Source organism: Microbacterium sp. 1.5R, assembly GCF_001889265.1.
GTDB lineage: Bacteria > Actinomycetota > Actinomycetes > Actinomycetales > Microbacteriaceae > Microbacterium.
Window position 1 is genome coordinate 2586930 of record NZ_CP018151.1, and the last position, 23521, is coordinate 2610450.

At 67.8% G+C, this 23521-nt stretch carries 25 protein-coding genes and 2 tRNA genes; 9 read left to right on the forward strand and 18 right to left on the reverse strand.

All coding sequences use genetic code 11. The features are described 5' to 3' along the window. Positions 1–101: 101 nt before the first annotated feature. The 4 genes from pstC (at position 102) to BMW26_RS17925 (ending at position 4052) form a co-directional block, all read left to right on the forward strand. Positions 102–1070, forward strand: a complete 969-nt coding sequence (gene pstC / locus BMW26_RS12420) for a phosphate ABC transporter permease subunit PstC (protein ID WP_053097329.1) — start codon at positions 102–104, stop codon at positions 1068–1070. A 1-nt stretch (position 1071) separates the two neighbouring features. Continuing rightward, positions 1072–2181 carry a phosphate ABC transporter permease PstA gene (pstA, locus tag BMW26_RS12425; protein ID WP_053097332.1) on the forward strand — a complete coding sequence of 370 codons (1110 nt, stop codon included), beginning with the start codon at positions 1072–1074 and terminating at the stop codon, positions 2179–2181. A gap of 37 nt (positions 2182–2218) precedes the next feature. After that, the gene (gene pstB / locus BMW26_RS12430) at positions 2219–2998 is read left to right on the forward strand and encodes a phosphate ABC transporter ATP-binding protein PstB (RefSeq protein WP_045254296.1); all 780 of its coding nucleotides are present in this window, start codon (positions 2219–2221) and stop codon (positions 2996–2998) included. Between the two features lie 604 nt (positions 2999–3602). Further along, entirely contained in the window at positions 3603–4052 is a 450-nt protein-coding gene (locus BMW26_RS17925; protein ID WP_230100380.1) for a DUF559 domain-containing protein, read from the forward strand. A 145-nt stretch (positions 4053–4197) separates the two neighbouring features. On the opposite strand, the gene BMW26_RS12440 is transcribed toward BMW26_RS17925, so the two are convergent. From BMW26_RS12440 to sigK, 4 genes are all read right to left on the reverse strand, one after another. After that, the gene (locus BMW26_RS12440; protein ID WP_072591615.1) at positions 4198–5082 is read right to left on the reverse strand and encodes an aminodeoxychorismate lyase; all 885 of its coding nucleotides are present in this window, start codon (positions 5080–5082) and stop codon (positions 4198–4200) included. Between the two features lie 207 nt (positions 5083–5289). Continuing rightward, positions 5290–5919, reverse strand: coding sequence for a hypothetical protein (locus tag BMW26_RS12445; protein WP_053097335.1), 630 nt, complete (start codon positions 5917–5919; stop codon positions 5290–5292). A 28-nt stretch (positions 5920–5947) separates the two neighbouring features. Beyond that, a complete protein-coding gene (locus BMW26_RS12450) occupies positions 5948–6757 on the reverse strand; it encodes an anti-sigma factor (protein ID WP_072591616.1) in 810 nt (269 codons plus the stop codon). Beyond that, positions 6754–7353: an ECF RNA polymerase sigma factor SigK gene (gene sigK / locus BMW26_RS12455; protein ID WP_171821930.1), complete on the reverse strand. Its 600-nt coding sequence runs from the start codon at positions 7351–7353 to the stop codon at positions 6754–6756. The genes BMW26_RS12450 and sigK overlap by 4 nt, the downstream gene beginning before the upstream one ends. 223 nt (positions 7354–7576) lie before the next feature. Between sigK and BMW26_RS12460 the strand changes: the two genes are divergently transcribed. The 3 genes from BMW26_RS12460 (at position 7577) to BMW26_RS12470 (ending at position 9100) form a co-directional block, all read left to right on the forward strand. After that, positions 7577–8239 (forward strand): fasciclin domain-containing protein, encoded by a 663-nt coding sequence (locus tag BMW26_RS12460; protein ID WP_053097339.1) that lies wholly within the window; start codon positions 7577–7579, stop codon positions 8237–8239. Between the two features lie 131 nt (positions 8240–8370). Next, positions 8371–8443: transfer RNA gene (locus BMW26_RS12465), tRNA-Lys, on the forward strand. Positions 8444–8551: 108 nt separating this feature from the next. Continuing rightward, the gene (locus tag BMW26_RS12470; RefSeq protein ID WP_053097341.1) at positions 8552–9100 is read left to right on the forward strand and encodes a type 1 glutamine amidotransferase domain-containing protein; all 549 of its coding nucleotides are present in this window, start codon (positions 8552–8554) and stop codon (positions 9098–9100) included. Between the two features lie 23 nt (positions 9101–9123). Here BMW26_RS12470 and BMW26_RS12475 read toward each other — a convergent pair whose 3' ends face one another. Beyond that, complete coding sequence (locus BMW26_RS12475; protein ID WP_056279871.1) at positions 9124–9645, reverse strand: CGNR zinc finger domain-containing protein; 522 nt, start codon at positions 9643–9645, stop codon at positions 9124–9126. A gap of 25 nt (positions 9646–9670) precedes the next feature. Here BMW26_RS12475 and BMW26_RS12480 point away from each other — a divergent pair, with 25 nt between their 5' ends. Further along, positions 9671–9937, forward strand: coding sequence for a hypothetical protein (locus BMW26_RS12480; protein WP_072591617.1), 267 nt, complete (start codon positions 9671–9673; stop codon positions 9935–9937). On the opposite strand, the gene BMW26_RS12485 is transcribed toward BMW26_RS12480, so the two are convergent. The 13 genes from BMW26_RS12485 to BMW26_RS12545 form a co-directional block, all read right to left on the reverse strand. After that, a complete protein-coding gene (locus tag BMW26_RS12485) occupies positions 9887–10519 on the reverse strand; it encodes a M23 family metallopeptidase (protein WP_072591618.1) in 633 nt (210 codons plus the stop codon). The genes BMW26_RS12480 and BMW26_RS12485 overlap by 51 nt on opposite strands. Next, positions 10516–11043: a DUF1697 domain-containing protein gene (locus BMW26_RS12490; RefSeq protein ID WP_072591619.1), complete on the reverse strand. Its 528-nt coding sequence runs from the start codon at positions 11041–11043 to the stop codon at positions 10516–10518. The genes BMW26_RS12485 and BMW26_RS12490 overlap by 4 nt, the downstream gene beginning before the upstream one ends. After that, the gene (locus BMW26_RS12495) at positions 11040–11621 is read right to left on the reverse strand and encodes an isochorismatase family protein (RefSeq protein WP_072591620.1); all 582 of its coding nucleotides are present in this window, start codon (positions 11619–11621) and stop codon (positions 11040–11042) included. The genes BMW26_RS12490 and BMW26_RS12495 overlap by 4 nt, the downstream gene beginning before the upstream one ends. An 86-nt stretch (positions 11622–11707) precedes the next feature. Continuing rightward, a tRNA-Thr gene (locus BMW26_RS12500) sits at positions 11708–11783 on the reverse strand. Positions 11784–11834: 51 nt separating this feature from the next. Beyond that, complete coding sequence (locus BMW26_RS12505; RefSeq protein ID WP_072591621.1) at positions 11835–13391, reverse strand: alpha/beta hydrolase; 1557 nt, start codon at positions 13389–13391, stop codon at positions 11835–11837. After that, entirely contained in the window at positions 13388–14545 is a 1158-nt protein-coding gene (locus BMW26_RS12510) for a DNA polymerase III subunit delta' (protein ID WP_053097355.1), read from the reverse strand. Before BMW26_RS12510 ends, BMW26_RS12505 begins: the two co-directional genes overlap by 4 nt. Positions 14546–14656: 111 nt before the next feature. Further along, positions 14657–15286, reverse strand: a complete 630-nt coding sequence (gene tmk / locus BMW26_RS12515; protein ID WP_056279859.1) for a dTMP kinase — start codon at positions 15284–15286, stop codon at positions 14657–14659. Continuing rightward, on the reverse strand, positions 15283–18141 hold the full coding sequence (gene topA, locus BMW26_RS12520; protein WP_072591622.1) for a type I DNA topoisomerase: 2859 nt from the start codon (positions 18139–18141) through the stop codon (positions 15283–15285). The genes tmk and topA overlap by 4 nt, the downstream gene beginning before the upstream one ends. 98 nt (positions 18142–18239) lie before the next feature. Then, the gene (locus BMW26_RS12525) at positions 18240–18569 is read right to left on the reverse strand and encodes an Rv3654c family TadE-like protein (protein WP_056279855.1); all 330 of its coding nucleotides are present in this window, start codon (positions 18567–18569) and stop codon (positions 18240–18242) included. Between the two features lie 28 nt (positions 18570–18597). Then, positions 18598–18942 carry a TadE family type IV pilus minor pilin gene (locus tag BMW26_RS12530; RefSeq protein ID WP_072591623.1) on the reverse strand — a complete coding sequence of 115 codons (345 nt, stop codon included), beginning with the start codon at positions 18940–18942 and terminating at the stop codon, positions 18598–18600. Further along, complete coding sequence (locus BMW26_RS12535; RefSeq protein ID WP_053097366.1) at positions 18942–19139, reverse strand: DUF4244 domain-containing protein; 198 nt, start codon at positions 19137–19139, stop codon at positions 18942–18944. The genes BMW26_RS12530 and BMW26_RS12535 overlap by 1 nt, the downstream gene beginning before the upstream one ends. A gap of 54 nt (positions 19140–19193) precedes the next feature. Then, complete coding sequence (locus tag BMW26_RS12540; protein WP_083569360.1) at positions 19194–20090, reverse strand: type II secretion system F family protein; 897 nt, start codon at positions 20088–20090, stop codon at positions 19194–19196. Continuing rightward, entirely contained in the window at positions 20084–21097 is a 1014-nt protein-coding gene (locus BMW26_RS12545) for a TadA family conjugal transfer-associated ATPase (protein ID WP_072591624.1), read from the reverse strand. The genes BMW26_RS12540 and BMW26_RS12545 overlap by 7 nt, the downstream gene beginning before the upstream one ends. A 413-nt stretch (positions 21098–21510) precedes the next feature. On the opposite strand from BMW26_RS12545, the gene acs reads away from it, so the two are divergent. Further along, positions 21511–23478 (forward strand): acetate--CoA ligase, encoded by a 1968-nt coding sequence (acs, locus tag BMW26_RS12550; RefSeq protein WP_072591625.1) that lies wholly within the window; start codon positions 21511–21513, stop codon positions 23476–23478. Positions 23479–23521 lie beyond the last annotated feature (43 nt).

The window sequence follows — 23521 nt, forward strand, 5'->3', positions numbered from 1 at the left end:
GGTCCCGACGCCCCCGTGGTGTCGGTCGTAGGACTCGACCGACACCGCGGGGGCACCCGCATGAAAACCCCGAACGTCCCTCAGAGCCTGGAGTCGCTCCGATGACCACAACCTCAACGGGTCCCGATACCACCCGTTCCACCGGGACGCGCACCGCTCCCCGCCGCCGCGGCGACCTCGTCTTCTCGGGCACCGCGCTGGCGGCGGGAATCATCATCCTCGTCACCCTCGCCGCGGTGGCCGTCTTCCTCATCGTGCAGGCGATCCCCGCACTGTCGTCCGACACCTCCAACAACCACATCCTCGAAGGGCAGTCGTTCCTGTCGTGGGTGTGGCCGTTCGTCTTCGGAACGCTGTGGTCGAGCTTCATCGCCCTCGTCATCGCCGCCCCGATCGCCATCGGCATCGCGCTCTTCATCTCGCACTACGCCCCTCGCCGCCTCGCCGGCGTCCTCGGCTACATCATCGACCTGCTGGCCGCCGTGCCCTCGGTCGTCTTCGGCCTCTGGGGAGCGCTCACCTTCGCGCCGATGCTCGTGCCCTTCTACAAGTGGCTGAACACGAACCTCGGCTTCATCCCGCTCTTCAGCGGAACGCCCTCCGGAACCGGCAAGACGATCCTCACCGCCTCCCTGGTGCTCGCGGTGATGATCCTGCCGATCATGACCGCGATCTGCCGCGAGGTCTTCCTGCAGACGCCGAAGCTTCACGAAGAGGCGGCCCTCGCGCTGGGAGCCACGCGCTGGGAGATGGTCCGGATGGCCGTGCTCCCCTTCGCACGCAGCGGAATGGTGTCGGGCGCGATGCTCGGTCTCGGTCGCGCACTCGGCGAGACGATGGCAGTGACCCTCGTGCTCTCGCCGCTCGGCATCGTCACCTTCAACCTGATCAACCCGGAGAACCCCACGACGATCCCTGCGATCATCGCGCTGCGGTTCCCCGAGGCCCACGACGAAGGCGTCAACACGCTGATCGCCGCGGGTCTGATCCTCTTCATCGTCACCTTCGCGGTCAACTTCGTGGCCCGCTGGATCGTCTCGCGCCGCGCCGAGTTCTCGGGAGCCAACTGACATGACCGCCACTCTCACGCCCTCGCCGTCGCCCGCGTCCGTCGTCGCCCCGACGCACATCACCTCGGCCGGCCACCTGCCCAAGTGGGCCCCCTGGGCACTGCTGCTGGTCGCATTCGTCGTGTCGGCGACGATCTTCGCCTTCATGAACGTGGGCAACGACCCCGCCGACTTCAACATCGCGCTGACGCTCGTCGTCGGCCTGCTGTTCTACATGGTGCTCATCATGGTGATCTCCACCGTGGTCGAGAGCCGTCGCCACGCGATCGACCGTCTCATGACGGCGCTGGTCTCCGGCGCCTTCGTGGTCGCGCTCCTGCCCCTGATCTCGCTGCTCTACACCGTGGTCGTCAACGGCCTCATGCGGTTCGACGGAGAGTTCTTCAGCTTCTCGATGCGCAATATCGTCGGCGAGGGCGGCGGCGCGGTGCACGCCATCTGGGGCACGCTGCTCATCACCCTCGGCGCGACGATCATCTCGGTGCCGATCGGCCTGATGACCTCGATCTACCTCGTCGAGTACGGCGAAGGCCGCAAGCTCGCGCGCGGCATCACCTTCCTCGTCGACGTCATGACCGGCATCCCGTCGATCGTCGCCGGTCTCTTCATCTACTCGGTCTTCTCGATCATCGTCGGACCGGGCACGCGAATGGGCATCATGGGTTCGCTCGCGCTCTCGGTGCTGATGATCCCGGTCGTCGTGCGCGGCTCGGAAGAGCTGCTGCGCATCGTGCCGAACGAGCTCCGCGAGGCGGCCTACGCACTCGGCGTGCCGAAGTGGCTCACCATCCTCAAGGTCGTGCTGCCCACCGCGATCGCCGGAATCCTGACGAGCATCATGCTGGCCATCTCCCGAGTGATCGGCGAGACCGCCCCGCTGCTGCTCACCGTCGGAATCGTGCAGGGCATGAACCTGAACATGTTCAGCGGCCAGATGGCCACACTGCCGGTGTTCTCGTACATGCAGGCCAAATACCCCGGCATCCCCGTCGATGCCTACCTCGAGCGGGCCTGGGCAGCCGCCCTCACCCTGATCGTCATCGTGATGGTGTTGAACCTCCTGGCTCGCGTCATCGCCAAGGTGTTCGCCCCCAAGATCAACGGCCGCTGAGCCGTCATACCCGACTGAAGAAGAAGAAGGATTTCACGTGTCCAAGAGCATCGAAGTCAACGACCTCAACGTCTACTACAGCGACTTCCTCGCGGTCGAAGGCGTCAGCATCGACATCAAGCCCAACACCGTCACGGCCTTCATCGGCCCGTCGGGCTGCGGCAAGTCCACGTTCCTGCGCACCCTGAACCGCATGCATGAGGTCATCCCCGGCGCGCGCGTCGAGGGCGAGGTGCTGATCGACGGCAAGAACCTCTACGGCACCGGGGTCGACCCCGTGCTCGTGCGCCGCCAGGTCGGCATGGTCTTCCAGCGCCCGAACCCGTTCCCGACCATGTCGATCAAGGAGAATGTGCTCGCGGGCGTCAAGCTCAACAACACGCGCATGGCCAAGAGCGACCAGGATGCCCTGGTCGAGAAGTCGCTGCGTGGGGCGAACCTCTGGAACGAGGTCAAGGACCGCCTCGACCGCCCGGGCTCCGGCCTGTCCGGCGGTCAGCAGCAGCGTCTCTGCATCGCGCGTGCCATCGCCGTCTCCCCCGACGTGATCCTCATGGACGAGCCCTGCTCGGCGCTCGACCCGATCTCGACCTTCGCGATCGAGGAGCTCATCGCCGAGATCAAGACCCAGTACACGGTCGTCATCGTGACGCACAACATGCAGCAGGCGAGCCGCGTGTCCGACAAGACGGCGTTCTTCAACATCGCGGGCACCGGCAAGCCGGGCAAGCTCATCGAGTACGACGACACCCGCACGATGTTCACCACTCCGTCTGTCCAGGCCACCGAGGACTACGTCTCGGGTCGCTTCGGATAAGCATCCGCCTCAGCTTCGACCCGGGCGCCCGTTCTTCGCGGGCACAGCTTCGGAGCTGCTGGTTCGAAACGCCGTGTGACCCTCTGGTCCCACGGCGTTTCGTCGTTTTAGTCCGAATCGGTGCCCGGGGCCAGACCGCGGCACTCATCCTGCAGAGACGAGCCAGGACGAATTGCGTCCACAGATGCCGGCATCATGGTCGAGAACGAGCATCGGGATCGCGGATGCTCCTCTGATGTGCAGCTCATCATCGATCGAGATCTGGACCTGGCGCGACCTTCGGGCGAGAAGCTCACGCCGGGCTCTCGACGCTCGCGTGCGGCGCGGGCAGCTCCGTCGAATCCGACGGGGGGTCTACGCTGCCGACACGGCCTGCGCGAGCGCCGTCGAGGCTGCTGAGCATGGAGGCTCTCTGGGATGCGCCAGCGCAGCGCGGCACCTCGGCATCTGGGTTCTCGAGGATCCAGCTCTGCACGTCTGGCTTCGCGCAGACAGACACCATCACCCAGGCGTCAGCCGTGAGTGCACCTGCATCCGTCATTGGGATTCAGGCGCTTCTTCGCGAACGTTCGGGCTCCCTTCGGCACCTCGGATACTGCTGCAGATGCTCCACTGCCGCGGCGGCGAGGCGTTCTTCGTCGCGCTCGAGTCCGCGCGCCGCCTCGGCCTGATCGACGGCGATGGGCTGCGATGGCTGCGGCTGCACGTCGATACCTTTGGACGAGACCTGATCGACTTCTCCCGCGCGGATGCCGACAGCGGCCTGGAGTCACTCGTTCGGCTGCGACTCCGCAAGTACGGATGGTTCGTCCGCTGCCAAGTGCGGTTCGTCGCGAGCGGCATCGTCGATCTCATGATCGATGATTGGCTTCTCATCGAGACGGATGGCAAGGCGAATCATGAGGGACAGTCGCATCGACACCGCGATCTCACCCGGGACGCCACGGCCGCAGCGTGGGGGCACGCCACACTTCGGTTCGACTATGCGATGGTCATACATGACTGGGATCTCGTCGAGCGAGCGATTGTCGGAATGATGGCGCTCAGGCCCTGATCATTCTCGGATCAGCGCCCCATTTACGGGCACAACTTCGGATGCCGGTCGACGACGCGCCGATCCGGGTGACTGCGCGCGGCGGGTCGGTCGAGAGCTCCGAAGTTGTGCCCGTAGCGGGCGGTCGGGCCAGGCGCACGGCACCTCAGTCGCGGGGCGAGAGGAGGTAGTCGTTCAGCTCGGCCGTCAGGGCGTGATCGACCGGGATGTCGACTCCGTCGACGGCGGTGATCGGGGCGGCGAGGCGGACGCTCGAGACCAGCCATGCGGCGTCAGCCCGGGGAAGGTCGGATGCCGGCACTCGGCTGTATTCTGCGACGAGCCCCTTCCCGGCCAGGTAGTCGTAGACGCTCAGCTGCGTCGTGCCGTGCAGGATGCCGCCGTTCGGGGCCGGTGTCACGAAGCGATCCCCGACACGCAGGATCAGCGACGCGGTCGGCGCCTCGAGCACGAAGCCGTCACGCGACAGGAAGATGGCGTCGTCGGCTCCTCGTCGATGCGCCTCGCGAAGCGCCGCCATGTTCACGGCGTAGGAGAGCGTCTTGGCGCCCAGCAGCAGCCACGGTGCTTTCTCGGCCACGTCGAGGTCGTATCCGCGGTCGAGGGTGACGACGCGGATTCCCTGCTCCCGCACAGTCGAGAAGTCGGATGCCGGCGCCGCAGTGACCCAGGCCGTCGGCGTGGGGCCGTGCTCGACGCCTCGGCTGAGGATGAGCTTGATGACGTACTCGCCCTGCTCGCAGTGTGCGGCGGCCCGCTCGATCGCCTGGTGCCACTGCGCCTGGTTGGGAAGCGGCAGATCGCACAGCTGCGCCGAGTGAGTCAACCTCTCGAGATGCGGCACGACCTCCTGCGCATGACCGTCGATCACGCCGATCGACTCGAACACTCCGTCGCCGCGCTGCGTGCTCAGCTCCCCCACGCTGAGCGCCGGAGCGGCCGCATCGACGAGAGTGAAAGTCTCTGCGAAGTCGGAACGGTCGACGTCAGCCGCCGCAGGATCGATCATCAGAGCAAAGCGCCGTGTCATGATCCGAGCCTAGGGCCCCGGGAATAGCTGCAGCATGATCTTGTTACAATGGAGTGGCCGGGCCGCATAACCCCGGGCTCCAATTTTTGCCGCTGCGAGCGGCCTTCCGCCGAGAGGCGTTTTTGCGGCCCGGTCTTTTCATGCCCGGGCCAGGGTTGCGCCCGTCGCGAGTCCCGCGAGGGCGCGCACTCACCCGGACGCGTCCGCTCAGGCGAGGGCTCCGGACCGCCACAGCACAGCAGAGGCCGACAGGTCCTGCGCATAGCTGCTCAGCCGCAGGGCGCGGGTTGTGAGCTCGCTGGCGCGCGACGGCTCGGTCGGCTCGTAATCGTCCGCTGTGTGCGTCGCTCCCGAGGCCTGGACCCGGCAGAACGCCGCCGCTCGGTCGAGGGCGACCGCGAAGTCCCCCCGGAACGCGCCACGGAGGATCGTGTCGATCAGCGCGACGAGCTCATCGGGGTTCGCTGGCACCGGCGCCCCGGCGATCACGGCATCCACCGACGCCAGTTCCACCCTGCCGCGCTCGTAGAGCAGGGCAGCGGTCTGCGGGTCGCCGTGGATCGCCAGCTGCAGGATGTAGAGCCGCCAGAGGGCGCCCGGCAGGGTGCGGGACGGTGCCTTCGACCAGAGCTCGGCGATCTCGTCGATGCCGTGCTCATCGGTGAAGGCGACGAGTCTGTCAGCGCTCACACCGCTCTCGTCGGCACGGACACGGGTCAGCAGAGCGGATGCCGTCGCGTGCGCGATGCGCGTCTCCTCGGCGGGATCGTGACTGCCGACGATGTTGTCGAAGGCGCTGGTGGGCCGGCGCACCGGACGGGAGAACTGCTCAGGCATCAGTCCAGGGTACGCGCGATCCGGGAGGTCAGGCTGTCGGAATCACGACGACGGGGTCGGTCGTCGGCAGGCCGGAGGGCGAACCGCCGTCCTGCTCCACCGTGACCGCGATCACGTCGCCCGCCTGCATCTCTCCGGCGAGCACTGCCGTCGCTTCGCCGTCTTCGGCCGCGAACACGCCTGCCGGCACCGGGGTGTCGCCTCGGACGTACCAGAGCTCGTAGGTCTCCCCCTCGGCGAGCGACGGGATGCCGTCGGTCACGAGCACGGACTTGCCGAGAGACGCCGACCAGTGCGCGGTCGCAGTGCCACCGCTCTCGAGAGAGACGCTGGCCTGCTGAGCATCATCGGCCGACTGGATGTCCTCGAGAGCGACGACGCTGGCCGGACGGTTGATGTACGTGTTGATCGCGACAGCGCCCGCTCCCACACCGACGAGCAGTGCGAGGCACGCGGCGAGGGCGAAGAGGAAGCGGAGGCGGTGTGCCGGAGCCTTCGGCGCGGCTTCCCCACCGAGAGCGGTCGGAGCGGAGTCCTCCGCAGGCGCGGCATCCGACGTCTCGTCCGCCAGGGCGTCAGGGGTCGAATCGGCGAACACGATGTCGCCGTTCTGCGGTGTCTCCGCGATCCGTGCGAGCAGCGTCGCGCGGATGTCGGGCGACGGAACCACCGGAGCTGCGCCGTCGGCGAGGAATCCTGCGCTGTCGGCATCCGCATCGACGATGCTCTGCCACTCGGGATGCGCTGCGAGAGCGGCGTGATAGCGCTGCTGGTCATCGGGCGACAGCGCGTCGAGTGCCGCTCCTGCCGCGAGTTCTGCGAATTCCTGCTCGTTCATGCCGTCACCCCCATAGCTGTCCTCAGACGCGAGAGCCCATCTCGCATCCGTGTCTTGATCGTCCCCAGCGGTGCCCCGACGAGCACTGCCACTTCGTTTTGACTGTAACCGCCGTAGTAGGCCAGGACGAGAGCTTCGCGCTGAGCCTCAGGAAGGCCCGAGAGTGCGTGAACGACCTTCTCGCCCTCGATGCCCAGCTCCACCGTCTCCGCGACACTGTCGTGCGCGACTCCAATATCCCTGAACCCGGCTCGCACGTCTCGGTCCGCACTGGACTGGGACGCCCGAACCCGGTCGACCGCACGACGGTGCGCGATCGTCATCACCCAGGTTCTTCCCTGTCCCTTGTTCGGAGCGAACTTCGTAGCGGATTGCCAGATCTCCAAGAAGACTTCCTGAAGCACCTCTTCGCTCTGCGAGCGATTGACGAGAACCCTGAGGATGAGGCCGAAGACGCGAGACGACAGACTGTCGTAGAGCTCCGCGAACGCACGCTGGTCACCGTCGCCGATGCGCAGAAGCAGGTCAGCGACAGCATCCCGAGCCGTACCGTCTTCCGGTACGTCCATTCCGTCGATGACCATCTCTAACAGCATGCCGCATCCACCCCGCTTTCCCGTGCAGCCGCCACCCGAAAGTGACGGAAATGAGTCCTCTTAAGTGCGGTTCGTCGAATGATGTTCGCGGCCGACCCCCGGAACGGATTGGATTCGACGACTCGAAAAAAACTTTGCGATTTCTCCCATCCGATCCCGACGGGGCTCCGAACGACTGTCAACGCCACGGAGAGGCCGTGGCAGTGTTCTGAAGGAGCTTGAGATGTTCAGCACCAAGAAGAAGGTCACCGCAGCCATCACCCTCGGCCTTGCGAGCGCATTCCTGCTCTCCGCATGTTCCATGGGCGGCACCACCGAAGAGCCGGCAGAGTCGACGGCCCCCGAGTCGTCCGAGACGATGGCTCCCGAGACCGAGACGATGGACCCGGCCGCCAACCTGGTCGGCCCCGGCTGCGCCGCATACGCAGAGGCTGTGCCGGACGGCGCAGGCTCCGTCGAGGGCATGGCTCTCGACCCGGTCGCCACCGCCGCATCGAACAACCCGCTGCTCACCACGCTGGTGGCGGCAGTCAGCGGACAGCTGAACCCCGACGTCAACCTCGTCGACACGCTCAACGGCGACGAGTTCACCGTCTTCGCTCCGGTCGATGACGCCTTCGCGAAGATCGACCCGGCCACCATCGAGGCTCTCAAGACGGACAGCGCCACGCTGAGCTCGATTCTGACCTACCACGTGATCCCCGGACAGCTGACCCCCGATGAGATCGTCGGAACGCACGCCACCGTGCAGGGTGCAGACGTCGAGGTCACCGGCAGCGGCGACGACCTGATGGTCAACGACGCGACCGTCATCTGCGGTGGAGTCCAGACCGCGAACGCCACCGTGTACCTCGTGGACACGGTTCTGATGCCCCCGGCCGAGTAAGGCCCGGGAACGCCGAGGCGGACACTCGGTAAGCCATCTCACCTCTCGGGGGAGGTCGGTGGGATGGTGCAAGGAGCCGCTGACGACATCGTCGTCAGCGGCTCCTTCTTTGCGCCCTAGACTGGAGGGGCGGGCCTCTAGCTCAGTTGGCAGAGCATCGGACTTTTAATCCGCGGGTCGTGGGTTCGAGCCCCACGGGGCCCACCGTTATCACCGTCGGCCGGATCCGGCCACCCCCTTCACCGCATCCGCGTCCTGCGAGAGAGTCGTGGCATCCCCATCCGGGACATCCACCCCACGAAAGGACGCATCATGGCGACTCTCACCGACAGCCGAGTGGCATTCCTCGCGACAGACGGATTCGAGGACAGCGAGCTGACCAGTCCGTGGGAAGCGGTGCAGGGCGAGGGCGCGAGCGCCACGCTCATCGCACCGGACGGACAGCAGATCACCGGCAAGAACGGTCACGTGCAGCACGTCGACCTCACCTCCGAGAAGGCCACGGCCGACGAGTTCGACGCTCTCGTGCTTCCGGGCGGTGTCGTGAACGCCGACCACCTGCGGCTCGACAAGGCATCCATCGACCTCGCGCGCTCGTTCTTCGAGCAGCACAAGCCCGTCGCCGTCATCTGCCACGGCGCCTGGATCCTGATCGAGGCCGGCGTGGTCGACGGACGGACGCTGACCAGCTACCCGAGCCTCGCGACCGACCTCCGCAACGCCGGAGCCACCTGGGTCGACGAGGAGGTCGTGGTCGATGCGGGGCTCGTCTCGAGCCGCACGCCCGACGACCTTCCCGCGTTCAACGCGAAGCTGATCGAAGAGGTCGCTGAAGGCAAGCACGCCGAGCAGACCGCGTGATCTGAGCACCGGGCGGTCCGGTGTCAGGCGCCCGCGCGCGCCCGGTGACGCCGGACCGCCGCTCTGTTCGCACAGCGCACCGAACAGAACCGCTGGCGGCCGTTGCGCGTCACATCGACGACCACGTTCGTGCAGGGCGAGGCCTCGCAGCGCCCGAGTCGATCCATGCCGCGGGTGACCAGGTGCAGCGAGGTTCCGACGGCGAAGATCGCACGGAGAACGTAGGGCAGAGACTGGACGTCGTCGCGGTAGTGCAGGTGCCAGCCTTCGCCGTCGTGGTTCGTGAGGCGAGGGTAGGCCGCCGCCTGGGCCATCTGCGCGTTGAGGATCTCCGCGCGGGCGTCCGGGTCCCGTGCGTCGACGATCGTCAACCAGTCGTCGACCACTTCTCTCACGCGTGCGCGGTCGTCCGCCGCGGGTGGGAACGTCATCGTCATCCCCATTTCGAGTGTGCGCTCCTCGATGCCCGGACGGTCGGCGGGGAAGTCGTCGGCGAGGGATGCCGCGAGAAGCACCGCGTATTCTCCGTAAGGGTTGAGATGCATAAGGCCATTACATCACGCTGGAGTCATGACCTCCCTGCACACTCTGCCGATCCCTCACCAGACAGCGAGAATCCACGAGCACGCCTGGACCGCGGACTCCCGGCATCCGACCAGCGAGGGCGTCGTCGTGTACGTCCGCTGCGCTGAGTGCGGCACGCATCGCGTCGATCTCGAGACGCACCCGCAGCGGCCGGCGACGGCCCTCAGCGCCGAGTTCGTCCGGACCCGCCGAGACGAGACATCAGACCGTGACGATGTCTCCGTCGTGCGGCATCCACGGCTGCTGCCCTGACCGCTGGAAGGCCATCGGGATGCCGCGCGCATCCCGCTCCAGCGTGTCCGACACCTGGAGATGCAGGTGGGGCTCGGTGCTGTTGCCGGAGTTTCCGCAGTCGCCGATCCGATCACCCGGAACGACGAGATCGCCGACCCGCACGGTCACGCTGCCCGCACGCAGGTGCGCCAGCAGTACCAGTCCCCTGTCGCATCTGATGGCGACGTGATTGCCGGCGACAGCCCCCGCCCCCCGACGCACACGCGAGGGCTGCGTGAGGGCGTATCCGAGAAGGGCACCCACCGAACGACGCGCGACGTGGTCGACCTCGCCGTCATGGACACGGACGACCTCGCCCGACACCGGCGAGAGGATCGAGCGCCCGAAACCGACGAAACCCTCCGGGCTCTCGGTGCCGAGCAGGCTCCGGACCGTGCGCGGCGCGCTGCGCCCGTCCGCGCCCACCGGGACGAAGTCGATCGCATACGAGCTGCCGAACAGCGTGGTGCCGTGGCTCGGAACGCGGGACGCCGGGCTGTTCTGCACCAGCCATCGCCCCGTGAAGGGCAGGGACAGCACCACCGTCTCCGAGGGGGTCATTCCGTCAGCTCGATGAGCTTGCGCACGGTACGCGCATTGCGTGCCGTGCCGGCGACGCCGAGCAGCCTATCGAGCACCGCCTTGGTGAGCTTGGTGGTGTGCACGCCGCCCTCGGCGTAGTCGATCCACAGATCGTCGTCGACGAGCGCTATCCGCTCCCCCGGCACGAGCCGCTCCTGCAGGGCGTCGACCGCACCTGCCGACGCGGGGCCCTCGAGGAACATGGCGTGCAGCAGATTCTCGGATGCCCCGGGGAACGGCTGCTTCGCGTGCGACCGCACGAGCTGGTCGTGCGTGCGATGGACGACGGGCGTATCGACGCCGAACTCGGTCGCGATCATCGCGCGCACGTCGGCGCAGACCGATCGCGGGTCACTCGGCTGCTGGCAGATGATGTTGCCGCTCGCGATGTAGGTCGAGACCTCCCCCAGCTCGGGCGCGATCAGTTCGCGCAGCCGCGCCATCGGCACCCTGTTGCGGCCCGAGACGTTGACGGCTCGCAGGAGCAGGACACTGCGGGTCACGCAGCGTCGCTCGCGATGAGCTCGGCGCCTGCGTGTGCGAGCTCTGCGAGGGCTGCTGTGCTCGGCTCCGGCGCGACACCCGCGATCAGGTCGGTGAGGATCCGGACGCGAACTCCGTGTGCGATCGCATCGAGAGCGGAGGCGCGCACACAGTGGTCTGTGGCGATGCCGACGACGTCGGCCGTGATGACCCCGGCGGCGGTGAGGATCGCTCCGACCGTCTCCCCCGACTCGGTCGCACCCTCGAACATCGAGTATGCCGGGCGACCCTGCCCTTTGTGCACATGGTGCGTGACGGCATCCGTCACCAGCAGGGGATCGTAATCCGCACCCGGCGTGCCCGCGACGCAGTGCACGGGCCAGGTGTCGACGAAATCCGGAACCTCCCCGAAGTGGCCGCCGTTGTCGCCCTCGGCGTCGTGCCAATCGCGTGAGGCGACGATGACGTCGTACTCCGATGCATGCAGGGCGAGGAAGTCCGATACCGCGGATGCCACGTCGTCGCCGCCCGCCACGGCCAGCGCCCCGCCCTCGGTGAAGTCGTTCTGGACATCGACGATCAGAAGCGCTCTGCTCATGATCCGAGGGTACGCCGCCCCCGCGCGCCCGCCCAACCCCGGGAAACCAAAAGGCCCCGGGATGTTGTTCACATCACGGGGCCTGCTGGAGCCGCTTGTCAGAATCGAACTGACGACCTTTTCATTACGAGTGAAATGCTCTGCCGACTGAGCTAAAGCGGCGCGATCATCGATATTACCCGTTCCGGAGCCGCACCGCGAATCGAGCCGACATCACTCGCAGCGGACGTCGCTCTCGGGCACCACGTCGTCGAGCAGGAAGGCCTCCACAGTGCTGTCGACGCAGCTGCTGCCCTTGTTGTATCCGGTGTGCCCTTCGCCCACGCGGGTGATCAGCACGCCCTCTTCGAGCTGCTGAGCGAGCGACTCGGACCACTCGTACGGGGTCGCCGGGTCATTGGTCGTGCCGACCACGAGGATGGGGCCCGCGCCCTCGGCGTTGATCTCGCCCCGGGTGCCGGTCGGCGGATAAGGCCACACCGAGCAGGAGTCGGGTCCGTTCCAGTACGGAGCGATGGTCGGAGCTCCGTCCGCGATCTTCTTCTCGGTCGCCGCCTCGGCGGCAGGATCGTCCTCGACCGGGTAGTCCATGCAGTTGTACGCGCGGAACGCCTCGCTCGAGTTGTCGAGGTACGTGCCGTTCTCGCGACCGTTGTAGAAGTCGGCGAGGAAGAACGCCGTCGTCGGGTCGCCCTGCAGCGCCTCGTCGAGGGCCTGGGTGAGGTACTGCCAGCTGTCCGCCGAGTACAGTGCCGCGATGATGCCGGTCATCAGCGAGTCCGCGCCGAGCATGCGTCCGTCGCCGTTCTCGAGCGGAGCGGCGTCGACACTCGCCAGCAGCGCACCGAGGTCGGCCATCGCCTCGTCGACCGTGCCGGTGAACGGGCACTCCCCCGAGTCGAGGCAGTCCTGCATGTAGGCGCGAAGGGCCGACTCGAATCCGAGCGCCTGGGTCGCGCCGACATCGAGGCCCGAGACGGCAGGGTCGATCGCGCCGTCGAGCACGAGGCGGCCCGCCTTGTCGGGGTAGAGGTCGGCATACGTCGCACCGAGGAAGGTGCCGTACGAGTAGCCCAGGTAGTTGAGCTGCTTGTCGCCCAGCACCGCACGGATCAGATCCATGTCACGCGCCGCGTTGATCGTCGTCACGTACGGCAGGATGCCGCCGCTGTTCGCCTCGCACGCGTCTGCAAACTCCTTGTGCGCATCGAGGAGCTCCGCCTCCCACTCGGCGCTCCCGCGCTTGCCCGCGGGGATCGAGTAGAGGTAGTCGTCCATGCCCGCAGCATCGAAGCACGTCACGGCCGTCGATTCGCCGACGCCGCGGGGATCGAAGCCGATCACGTCGTAGTTCTCGATGAGGGCGGCTCCGACGGCGAAGTCGAGGCTGTCGCGGATGAGTTCGACTCCACTGGCGCCGGGACCGCCCGGGTTGGTCAGCAGCGAGCCCTGAGTCGTTCCCGTCGCCTGGTGGCGCACGACGGAGAGGGTGATCTCTCCCTCCCCCGGGTTCTCCCAGTCGAGCGGCGCGGTCACGTCGGTGCAGTCGAAGCCCGTGCCGCATTGGCTCCAGGTGAGCGTCTGCCCGTAGAACGGCAGCAGGTCGTCGGCGACGCCCTCCGTATCAGGAGCGTTGGTGGTCGACGGCTTCGGCTCGGCCTGCTCGGGGATCATCGAATACAGACACCCGGAGAGTGCGACCGATGCCGCGGCGAGGCCCGCGAGCACAGCGACGGCACGTCGGATGCGGGAAGTCGGTCGATTGTTCACGGTGTCCTCCCGCTCGTGACAGTCACGAGCAAGCTCTCCAGGGCGAGCAGCGGTGCGACATTGCGCTCCAGCGACTGGCGTGTGTCGGCAAGGTGGTCGAGTACGACAAGAGTACGGGTCTCGGGCCAGGCCGCCGCGAGAGCAGCCAGATCCTCACGAAGCTCACGGTTGATCAGCTCGTCGTCCCTGCCGAACTGCAGCATCACGACGTCACGGAACAGCGACTGGAGATCGGTGAGCACCCTGTCGATCCCGTCGCGCAGACTTCGGGTCGCGCGCTTCTTCTGATCGTCTTCCAGGGCTGAGATCTGCGCTCGCAGGGCGGGCGGGACAGCCTGCCCCTCGGCGATCCCGACGGTGCGGAGCAGGGAGGCGCGCTCGGCCGCATCGCGCTCGGCAGTGAGCGCCTTGGCGTCGTCCGTGGCCGCCTGGATGATGCGCCCGGCGACCTCGACGGCGTCGTTGACACCGCGAACTCCCAGCACCGACCTCAGGGTCTCGTCGCGGCGGCGACGGGCGGATTCGTCGGTGGCCAGACGCTGGGCCATGCCGATGTGACGCTGTGCGTGGCGGGCGGCCTGCTCGGCGATGGCTTCGTCGACCCCCGTGCGGAGGGTGATCAGACGTGCCACGTCTGCGACGTCGGGCTCACGCAGTCGCAGCGAGCGGACGCGGGAGCGGATCGTCGGCAGCAGGTCGGCTTCGCTCGGTGCGCAGAGGATCCAGACGGTCTGCTCGGGCGGCTCTTCGAGCGCCTTCAGGAGCACGTTGGAGGTTCGCTCGACCATGCGGTCGGCATCTTCGACCACGATCACGCGGTAGCGGCCCGCAGAGGGCGCGAAGTACGAGCGCTCGACGAGCGCACGGGCCTCCGCGATCGTGATGATGACCTTGTCGGTGCGCAGGGCCGTCACATCGGGATGCGTTCCCGCGAGGACCTGACGCATGGCCGCCTCGTCGTCCGGGTGATCCGCGACGAGCGCCGCGGCGAAGGCATGCGCGAGGGTGGATCGTCCCGACCCGGGAGGACCCGTGATCAGCCAGGCGTGCGAGAGCGCGGACGGATCGGATGCGGCATTGCGCAACGTGTCGACCGCGGCATCCTGCCCCCACACGTCGGCCCACGGGAAAGGGGCGGCGACAGTCTGGGGCATGCCCTCAGCCTAATCGGGAGCACCGACGTACGCGGCACCGCCGGGCGATGTACGCGGCACCGACCGGGTGAAGCCCTGGCCATGGCGTGGTCGGGCGCACCGCCGGGCGGATCAGCCGATGAGCGTCGAGACCCGATCGCGGATCTGCTCGGCGATGTTCTCCGGAGTCGCGGCGGCATCGAGAACCAGGAACCGCTCCGGTTCGGCCTGGGCCAGGGCGAGGTACGCGTCGCGGACGCGGGCATGGAACTCTGTCTTCTCGGCTTCGAGCCGGTCGAACGGCTTGTCGGCGGAGTCGAGTCGCACGCGCGCCGACTCGGGATCGAGGTCGAGCAGCACGGTGAGATCGGGAAGCGCTCCCTCGGCTGCCCAGAGCGACAGGTCGCGGATTTCGTCGCCGTCCAACACGCGTCCCGCGCCCTGATAGGCGACGGACGAGTCGAGGTAGCGGTCCTGCAGCACGACCTCGCCGCGGGCGAGCGCCGGTCGAACGACGGTCGCGACGTGGTGCGCGCGATCGGCCGCGTAGAGCAGAGCCTCTGCCCGCGGGGCGATGTCGCCGCGATGGTGGAGCACGATGTCGCGGATCAGCTGGCCGACCTCCGACCCACCCGGCTCACGGGTGCGCACGACCGTCCGCCCCGCATCCGTCAGCCACTGCCCGAGCAGGTTCGACTGCGTGGTCTTCCCCGATCCGTCTCCGCCTTCGAGCGTGATCCAGACTCCGGAGTCAGACGTCACGAACCGGCCTTCTTCGCGGCATTCGCGGCACGGGTGGCAGCGGCCTTCTTGGCGGCTGCGGACCGCGCGGCTGCCTTCTCCGCATCGGTCGCGGTCGCCTTCTTCGCGGGCGCCTTCTTCGCGGGCGCCTTCTTCGCGGGCGCCTTCTTGGCCGCGGGCTTCTTCGCCGCGGGCTTCTTCGCCGCGGGCTTCTTGGCCGCACCGCGTTTGGGCGCCGGCCCCTTGGCTCGCTTGTCTGCCAGCATCTGCACCGCGGTCTCGAACGTGATGTCCTCGACCTTCTGGCCCCGCGGAATCGTGACGTTGGTCTCGCCATCGGTGACGTAGGCGCCGAAGCGTCCGTCGCGGATGCGGATCGGCTTGCCGCTCACGGGATCTGCCTCGAACTCGGCGAGCGCGCTGGATGCTCGGCGGGATCCGGCACCGTACTTCGGCTGCGAATAGATCTCGAGGGCCTTCTCGAGGGTCACATCGAAGATCTGCGATTCGCTCTCGAGCGAGCGCGAGTCGGTGCCCTTCTTCAGGTAGGGCCCGAACCGGCCGTTCTGCGCGGTGATCTCCTCGCCGCTCTCCGGGTCGGCTCCCACGACGCGCGGCAGGCTGAGAAGCTGCAGCGCCGTGTCGAGATCGATCGTGTCGACCGACATCGAACGGAACAGCGAAGCGGTGCGCGGCTTCGGCGCGGCATCCTTCTTCGCCCCACGCTTGGGCTTGGGCGCCTCGACGACCTCGCCGGTGGCCTCGTCGACCGCCGCATCTTCAGAGACGGGGTCGTTCTCCTGAACGTAGGGCCCGAATCGGCCGTCCTTGACGACGACGATCTTGCCGTTGTCCGGGTTCGTGCCGAGCACGCGGTCGCCGGCGACCGGCGCATCGATGAGCTCCTGCGCCTTGGCCTCGGTCAGCTCGTCAGGAGCGAGGTCTTCGGGAACGTTGACGATGCGCGGCTTCTCGTCCGGAGCGTCGGGGTTCGCGACCTCGAGGTAGGGTCCGTACTTGCCGAATCGCAGGGTGGCGGTCTCGGTGATCGGCGTGGAGTTGAGCGCACGTGCGTCGATCTCGCCGAGGTTGTCGACGGTCTGGCGCAGTCCGACGTGCGAATCCGAGCCGTAGTAGAAGGAACGCAACCATTCGACGCGCTTCTGCTCGCCACGGGCGATCGCGTCGAGGTCGTCTTCGAGAGCTGCGGTGAAGTCGTAGTCGATCAGGTCGGCGAAGTGCTCCTCGAGCAGGCGCACGACACTGAAGGCGAGCCACGTCGGCACGAGAGCCTGGCCGCGCTTGGTGGCGTAGCCGCGATCGATCACGGTGCCGATGATGCTCGCGAACGTCGAAGGGCGGCCGATGCCGTGCTCCTCGAGCGCCTTGACGAGCGATGCCTCGGTGAAGCGCGGCTTCGGGGTCGTGCGGTGCCCCTTCGCCTCGGCATCGGACATCCGGAGGTCATCGCCGACGGCGACCGCAGGGAGCGACTGATTCTCGTCGGCGTCCTTGTCGTTGCGCTTCTCGTCGCGTCCCTCTTCGTACGCCTCGAGGAAGCCCTTGAAGGTGTAGACGGTGCCCGACGCGGTGAACTCGGCCTTCTGCCCGCCGGCGTCGACCGCGATCGTGACGGTCGTGGTCTCGTACTTCGCGTCGGCCATCTGGCTGGCGACGGTGCGTTTCCAGATGAGGTCGTAGAGGCGGTGCTCCTCGCGGTCGAGTTCGGCGGCGACCGACTTCGGGGTGCGGAAGTTCTCACCCGACGGGCGAATGGCCTCGTGCGCCTCCTGGGCGTTCTTGCTCTTCGACTTGTACACGCGCGGCTTGAGCGGCACGGCGCTGTCGCCGTACAACGCGACGGCCTGGCTGCGAGCGGCCTGCACCGCCTGCGTGCTCAGCGCCACCGAGTCGGTTCGCATATAGGTGATGTAGCCCTTTTCGTAGAGCCGCTGGGCGACGCTCATCGCCTGCTTGGCACTCATCGAGAGCTTTCGTCCGGCCTCCTGCTGCATGGTGGAGGTGGTGAACGGCGCGTATGGGCTGCGGGTGCCGGGCTTCGCCTCGACCTTGGTGACCGTGCCCGTGCCCGCGGCGTCGATCGCCAGCGCGAGGGCCGCCGCCTTGGCCTCGTCGAGGATGATGACGGCCTTCTTGAGCTTGCCGTCGTCGTCGAAGTCGGTGCCTCGGGCGAGCTGACCGCCGTCCACGCGGACCAGACGGACCTTGAATCCGGACGACGAGGACGCGAGCGCCTCGACGTCCCAGTACTCGGCGGACACGAACGCCATGCGCTCGCGCTCACGCTCGACGATCATGCGGGTGGCGGCGGACTGCACTCGGCCGGCAGACAGACCGGTCTTGACCTTGTACCAGAGCACGGGCGAGACATCCCACCCGTACAGTCGGTCGAGGATACGGCGGGTCTCCTGCGCGTCGACCAGGTCGGTGTCGAGCTCACGCGTGTTGCCGATGGCCGCTTGGATCGCGTCCTTGGTGATCTCGTGGAACACCATCCGCTTGACGGGGACCTTGGGCTTCAGCGTCTCGAGCAGGTGCCACGCGATGGCCTCGCCCTCGCGGTCCTCATCAGTGGCGAGCAGAAGCTCGTCGGCAGTCTTGAGCGCCCGCTTGAGTTCGGCGACGGTCTTCGTCTTGCGATCGGAGACCACGTAATAGGGGTCGAAGTCGTTGTCGACGTCGATCGAGTACTTTCCGTACGCCTGCTTGTCCGCGGCGGGGATGTCCTTCTTGTCTGCGAGGTCGCGAATATGGCCGACCGAGCTGAGCACCTCGTAGCCATCGCCGAGGTACCCCTGGATCGACCGCATCTTCGTCGGAGACTCGACGATGACGAGCTTCTTGCCTTCAGCCAAGGGAGCATCCTTTCTTCGAAGCACACCATACACACCGCCGTGATGGGTTGGTCACAGAGGTCGCCTGCATTTTCGCCGGAAAGTGCCTCGCGCCGCAGTCAGATCCCCTCGGGTGGCCCAGCACGGGCTCGGGAGACGGCAGCGAGTCCAGCGTACTTCGCCTTGACCTGCACGGTCGCCACGAAGCCGTCGACGGCACATTCGGTGAGTGCTGCACCGGAAGCCGCGGCGACCCGCGCGGCGAGGGTGCACGGGTCGACCGTGACGACGACTGCGCCGCTGGCAGCGTCGGCCGCTGCCAGGGCCGCGGCGTCGGCAGCTCCCGCTGCGCGCTGCGCAGTGACTGCCGCGCCGCCGACGGCGGCGAGTCCGAATGACAGAGTCGCGCCGACCACCAGCACGCCGGCCGCGAGCACCGACCCCGCCATCAGTGCTCCACCTCCACCGTCGAGAACATCAGAGTCCTCCGGCGAGCGCGCAACTCGACGCGCGCACGCCCACCCTCACGAAGCCGCCGACGGTGAAGTCGGTCTCTGCGGACACGCACACGAGATCGCCCGACGTGCTGCTCGACATCGACGCACCGGGCACTGCAGCCGACACCGCATGTGCGGCGGCCCCCTCGTCTTCTCCTCTGCCGAGGAGCCGGGCCGCGTCAGCGGTCGCATCCTGCAGTGCCACCTGACGGGAGGCTGCGCCCAGAGCGCCGGCTCCGAGTAGGAGGACGAGCACGACGGCGGGAACCGCGAGCGCGAGCTCCGCAGTCACGGAGCCGCGCTCGCCTGCACGGGCCGGAGTCATCACGACACCGTCAGTGCCCGACGCACCAGGTCCGTGAGGATGCCACGCACCTCGTCTGACCTCATGATCACGACCAGGAGGCCGGCGAAGGCGACGGCCGCCATCGTGGTGATGGCGTACTCGGCGGTGGCCGCGCCACTGTCGTCGCCGAAGAGGGTTGCCGCGCTGCGCCGGGTGAGCGAGGGGATGGTGTTCATGTGTTCCTTCTTTCTATGGGACGGATACGCGGTGCATCCGGTGGAACTCGGCCGTCACAGCGGCAGTGGAGTGGAGGCGAGCACGCTCAGCAGAAGCGGTGCGACGCCGAGCAGCAGGAAGGCCGGGAGAGTGCAGACTCCGAGCGGGATGAGCAGCGTCGTCGAGAGCTTGGCCGCGCGAAGGCGTCCGTCCACCCGTGACGCGTGTCTCTCCTGGCCGGCGGAAGCCCGAAGCAGTTCACCCGCCGGGACCCCGGCAGCATGCGACAGCTCGAGCACCGCGCCGATGCGAGCGTCGTCACCGGTAGACGATGCCGGGCTCTCGGCGACGAGGCGCAGGGCTCGTGGGATCGACGCGCCTCCTGAGAGGGCGACCGCCATGAGCTCGGCTCGCATGCCCGGTGTTCCCGGTTCGGGACGCGCCCGCGTGAGGAGTCGCCCGGTCCACGCGCGCGCCGCGGCGACGAGCAGGAGCCCGGCGACCACGCACCCGGCGCCGGCGGGCGTCCCGACGATGACGCCGACAGTGTCGAAGCCGAGGGCGAAGCCGAGGAAGAGGCCGGCGAACGGCATCCAGAGCAGGAGCTTGGCGGTTCCCGCGGGCTCGGCGAGCGCGATGCGCACGTCGTCCGCGGCGGATGACGCGTCGCGCAGCGTCTCAGCGAGCATCCTCAGCACCTCGGCGAGCGGTGCGCCGACGGTCGTCGCGATCTCCCAGGCGGCCGCGAGGTCACGCCACGCGCCACCCTCCGCTTCGATGGCCGCGATGAGCGGGACGCCGCCATCCACACGGGCGATCACGGACGCAGCGTGACGGTCGCCGATCGAGGCAAGATGGCGCCATGCGACCATCGGCACCGCGCCGGCTTGGAGAAGCACCGCGAGCGTCTGCACCGATGTCTCGGCGTCGCCCCCGGTCTCGACGACCGGACGACGCCATCCCCTCACCACGGCCGCACCTCCTCGATGCTCAGCCGATCCCCGCTCACCGCGAGCTCGCCGGCGTGCGCGATGCGTCTCCGCCCGCCAGGCGCCCTGTCGAGATGAAGGACGATCGTGAAGGCGCTCACAGCCTGGCGCGCGAGCGCCGTGGCATCCATCGCCGCGAGGGCGCCGAGCGCTTCGAGCCGGGCCGGCACGTCGCTGAGACCGCTCGCGTGGAGAGTTCCCGCTCCCCCGTCGTGTCCGGTGTTCAGAGCAGTCAGGAGTTCTCTCACCTCCTCGCCGCGGCATTCTCCGACCACGAGACGGTCGGGGCGCATGCGCAGCGACTCGCGGACCAACCGGGCGAGGCTGATGCCGCCGGCTCCCTCGAGATTCGACTGCCGTGCCTCCAGAGCGACGTGGTGGGGGTGCTGCGGGCGCAGTTCGGCGACGTCCTCGATCGTGACGATGCGCTCAGAGGCCGGGACGGCTGACAGCAATGCCGACAGCAGCGTGGTCTTGCCCGTTCCCGTCCCGCCGGTGATGAGGATGTTGGCGCGCTCGGCGACGAGCTCGAGAAGCCAGCTGTGCTGGGCCGCGTCGAAGGAGCCGAGCGCCGCCAGCGCGTCGAGATCGGCGGCGCGCACTCTGGGCACACGGATCGAGAGCACCGTCCCCGACGTCGAGATCGGCGCGAGCACGGCATGGACGCGGATGCCGGAGTCGAGCCTGACATCGACGCACGGAGCCTGGTCGTCGAGATGTCGACCGCCGAGTCCGACGAGCCCGACCGCGAGGTCGCGGACCTCCCGCTCGGACGCGCTCCACCCGAGCACGGGTTCCGCACCATGCCCTCGGTCGATGAACAGCCCGGATGCGCCGTTGACGAAGATGTCGGTGACCTCCTCGTCTGCGCAGTGCTCGGCGAGGAGGCCGAAGGCGGGATCGACCTGCAGCGGCGAAGGAGCACCCCGGACGGTTCCGTCGACGAGCGCCGCCGAGCCGCGCGGCTGAATGACGAAGGGATCAGGCATGCCCCGAAGCTAGGGCTCACGGCGGATCCGCGGGGTCGCCGCGGCGCTCCCGCGACGACCACTGTGAGCAACGTCTGGACGATGGCATCCGTGCAGAGCGGGTGTGGACGGCGTCAGATCGCGAGCCACAGGATGGGAGCGCTCCCGGCATAGAGATGGGCGGCACCTCACGGGGGGAATGAGATGCCGCCCACGGCGTCCCTCATGGGGGAATCGGGCACGCCAAGGCCAGAATGAGAATTCGGCTGTCGTCGAGTGTACGCAAGGCGACCGTCCTGACAAAACCCGTCGGACTACCGACTTTCGGCAGTAATGCGATGTCCGTGCCCGGGACTAGATTCGCCCTGACCTGATCGCGTCAGAGATGCGTTCATGCCCGCACGACCTGCCACGCCGCAAAGGAGCGCCTGCCGATGAGCAGCCAGATCGATCACCTTCTCGATGAGACCCGCCAGTTCCCGCCGTCCGAGGAGTTCGTCGCCCAGTCGGTCTCGTCTCCCCGGCTGTATGAGAGCGCGTCGACCGACCGCGAAGCCTTCTGGGCCGACCAGTCACGCGAACTGCTGGAGTGGCACAAGCCGTTCACTCGCGTGCTCGACTGGTCGACCCCGCCGTTCGCGAAGTGGTTCGACGACGGCGAGCTCAACGTCGCGTACAACTGCCTCGACCGCCACGTCGAGGCGGGCAACGGCGACCGTGTCGCTCTCCACTGGGAGGGCGAACCGGGCGACTCCCGGTCGATCACCTACGCCGAGCTGACCGAGGAGGTCAAGCGCGTCGCGAACGTGCTGGAGGGGCTCGGCATCGGCCATGGCGACCGCGTCGCGATCTACCTGCCGATGATCCCCGAAGCGGTCGCATCGATGCTCGCCGTCGCCCGCGTCGGCGCCATCCACTCGGTCGTGTTCGGCGGGTTCAGCGCCGACAGCCTCCGCTCGCGCATCGATGACGCAGGGGCGAAGCTCGTCATCACCGCCGACGGCGGCTACCGCAAGGGCCGCGTGTCCGCGCTCAAGCCGGCCGTCGACCAGGCGCTCGCCGACCGCGGCGACGGCGAGCAGCAGACGGTCGAGCACGTGCTCGTCGTCAAGCGCGGCGAGAACGAGGTCGACTGGGAGGACGGTCGCGACCTCTGGTGGCACGAGGTCGTCCCCGCGGCCTCCCCCGAGCACACTGCCGTGGCCTTCCCCGCCGAGAACCCGCTGTTCATCCTCTACACCTCCGGGACTACGGGAAAGCCCAAGGGAATCCTGCACACCTCCGGCGGGTACCTCACTCAGGCCGCCTATTCGCACAAGTACGTGTTCGACCTGCATCCCGAGACCGACGTGTACTGGTGCACCGCCGACATCGGGTGGATCACCGGACACAGCTATGTCACCTACGGTCCGCTGGCGAACGGCGCGACCCAGGTCATCTATGAGGGCACGCCTGACGCGCCGCACCCCGGGCGCTGGTGGGAGATCATCGAGAAGTACAAGGTCTCGATCTTCTACACGGCGCCCACCGCGATCCGCTCGTTCATGAAGATCGGCCGCAGCGTGCCCGCGAAGTTCGATCTGTCGTCGCTGCGCCTGCTCGGCTCGGTGGGCGAGCCCATCAACCCCGAGGCGTGGATCTGGTACCGCGACGTGATCGGTGCGGGCAAGACGCCCATCGTCGACACCTGGTGGCAGACCGAGACAGGCGCGATCATGGTCTCTGCACTGCCCGGTGTCACCGCCACCAAGCCGGGATCCGCCCAGGTGCCGCTGCCCGGAATCTCGATCGACGTCGTCGACGAGTCGGGCGCCGAGGTGGGCAACGGCAACGGCGGCCTCCTCGTCGTCACCGAACCGTGGCCGAGCATGCTCCGCGGGATCTGGGGCGACCCCGAGCGGTTCACGGAGACGTACTGGGAGAAGTTCGAGAAGCAGGGCTACTACTTCGCCGGTGACGGTGCGCGCCTCGACCAGGACGGCGACCTCTGGTTGCTCGGCCGGGTAGACGACGTCATGAACGTCTCCGGACACCGCCTCTCGACGGCCGAGATCGAGTCGTCGCTCGTCGCACACGAGGCGACGGCCGAGGCCGCGGTCGTCGGCGCGGCAGATGAGACGACCGGTCAGGCCGTCGTCGCATTCGTGATCATCAAGGAGAGCTACCTCTCGGCGCACGACCCCGCCGGACTCGCGCAGCAGCTGCGCCTCTGGGTGGGTGAGCAGATCGGCGCGATCGCACGGCCCCGCGACGTGTACATCGTGGGCGAGCTTCCGAAGACGCGCTCGGGCAAGATCATGCGGCGTCTGCTGCGCGATGTGGCTGAGGGGCGCGAGGTCGGAGACACCACCACGTTGGCCGACACCGCGGTGATGAGCATCATCTCGGCGCAGGTCAAGTAGCACGGATACAGCAAACGCCCCCTTCCGAACCGATCCGGAAGGG

Excerpts from the sequence above, each read along its gene's own strand:
- pstC (WP_053097329.1), top strand. The coding sequence starts at position 102 with ATGACCACAACCTCAACGGGTCCCGATACCACCCGTTCCACCGGGACG.
- pstA (WP_053097332.1), top strand. The coding sequence starts at position 1,072 with ATGACCGCCACTCTCACGCCCTCGCCGTCGCCCGCGTCCGTCGTCGCC.
- BMW26_RS17925 (WP_230100380.1), top strand. The coding sequence starts at position 3,603 with ATGCTCCACTGCCGCGGCGGCGAGGCGTTCTTCGTCGCGCTCGAGTCC.
- BMW26_RS12440 (WP_072591615.1), bottom strand. The coding sequence starts at position 5,082 with ATGACACGGCGCTTTGCTCTGATGATCGATCCTGCGGCGGCTGACGTC.
- BMW26_RS12445 (WP_053097335.1), bottom strand. The coding sequence starts at position 5,919 with ATGCCTGAGCAGTTCTCCCGTCCGGTGCGCCGGCCCACCAGCGCCTTC.
- BMW26_RS12450 (WP_072591616.1), bottom strand. The coding sequence starts at position 6,757 with ATGAACGAGCAGGAATTCGCAGAACTCGCGGCAGGAGCGGCACTCGAC.
- sigK (WP_171821930.1), bottom strand. The coding sequence starts at position 7,353 with ATGCTGTTAGAGATGGTCATCGACGGAATGGACGTACCGGAAGACGGT.
- BMW26_RS12460 (WP_053097339.1), top strand. The coding sequence starts at position 7,577 with ATGTTCAGCACCAAGAAGAAGGTCACCGCAGCCATCACCCTCGGCCTT.
- BMW26_RS12470 (WP_053097341.1), top strand. The coding sequence starts at position 8,552 with ATGGCGACTCTCACCGACAGCCGAGTGGCATTCCTCGCGACAGACGGA.
- BMW26_RS12475 (WP_056279871.1), bottom strand. The coding sequence starts at position 9,645 with ATGCATCTCAACCCTTACGGAGAATACGCGGTGCTTCTCGCGGCATCC.
- BMW26_RS12480 (WP_072591617.1), top strand. The coding sequence starts at position 9,671 with ATGACCTCCCTGCACACTCTGCCGATCCCTCACCAGACAGCGAGAATC.
- BMW26_RS12485 (WP_072591618.1), bottom strand. The coding sequence starts at position 10,519 with ATGACCCCCTCGGAGACGGTGGTGCTGTCCCTGCCCTTCACGGGGCGA.
- BMW26_RS12495 (WP_072591620.1), bottom strand. The coding sequence starts at position 11,621 with ATGAGCAGAGCGCTTCTGATCGTCGATGTCCAGAACGACTTCACCGAG.
- BMW26_RS12510 (WP_053097355.1), bottom strand. The coding sequence starts at position 14,545 with ATGCCCCAGACTGTCGCCGCCCCTTTCCCGTGGGCCGACGTGTGGGGG.
- BMW26_RS12525 (WP_056279855.1), bottom strand. The coding sequence starts at position 18,569 with ATGGCGGGGTCGGTGCTCGCGGCCGGCGTGCTGGTGGTCGGCGCGACT.
- BMW26_RS12530 (WP_072591623.1), bottom strand. The coding sequence starts at position 18,942 with ATGACTCCGGCCCGTGCAGGCGAGCGCGGCTCCGTGACTGCGGAGCTC.
- BMW26_RS12535 (WP_053097366.1), bottom strand. The coding sequence starts at position 19,139 with ATGAACACCATCCCCTCGCTCACCCGGCGCAGCGCGGCAACCCTCTTC.
- BMW26_RS12545 (WP_072591624.1), bottom strand. The coding sequence starts at position 21,097 with ATGCCTGATCCCTTCGTCATTCAGCCGCGCGGCTCGGCGGCGCTCGTC.
- acs (WP_072591625.1), top strand. The coding sequence starts at position 21,511 with ATGAGCAGCCAGATCGATCACCTTCTCGATGAGACCCGCCAGTTCCCG.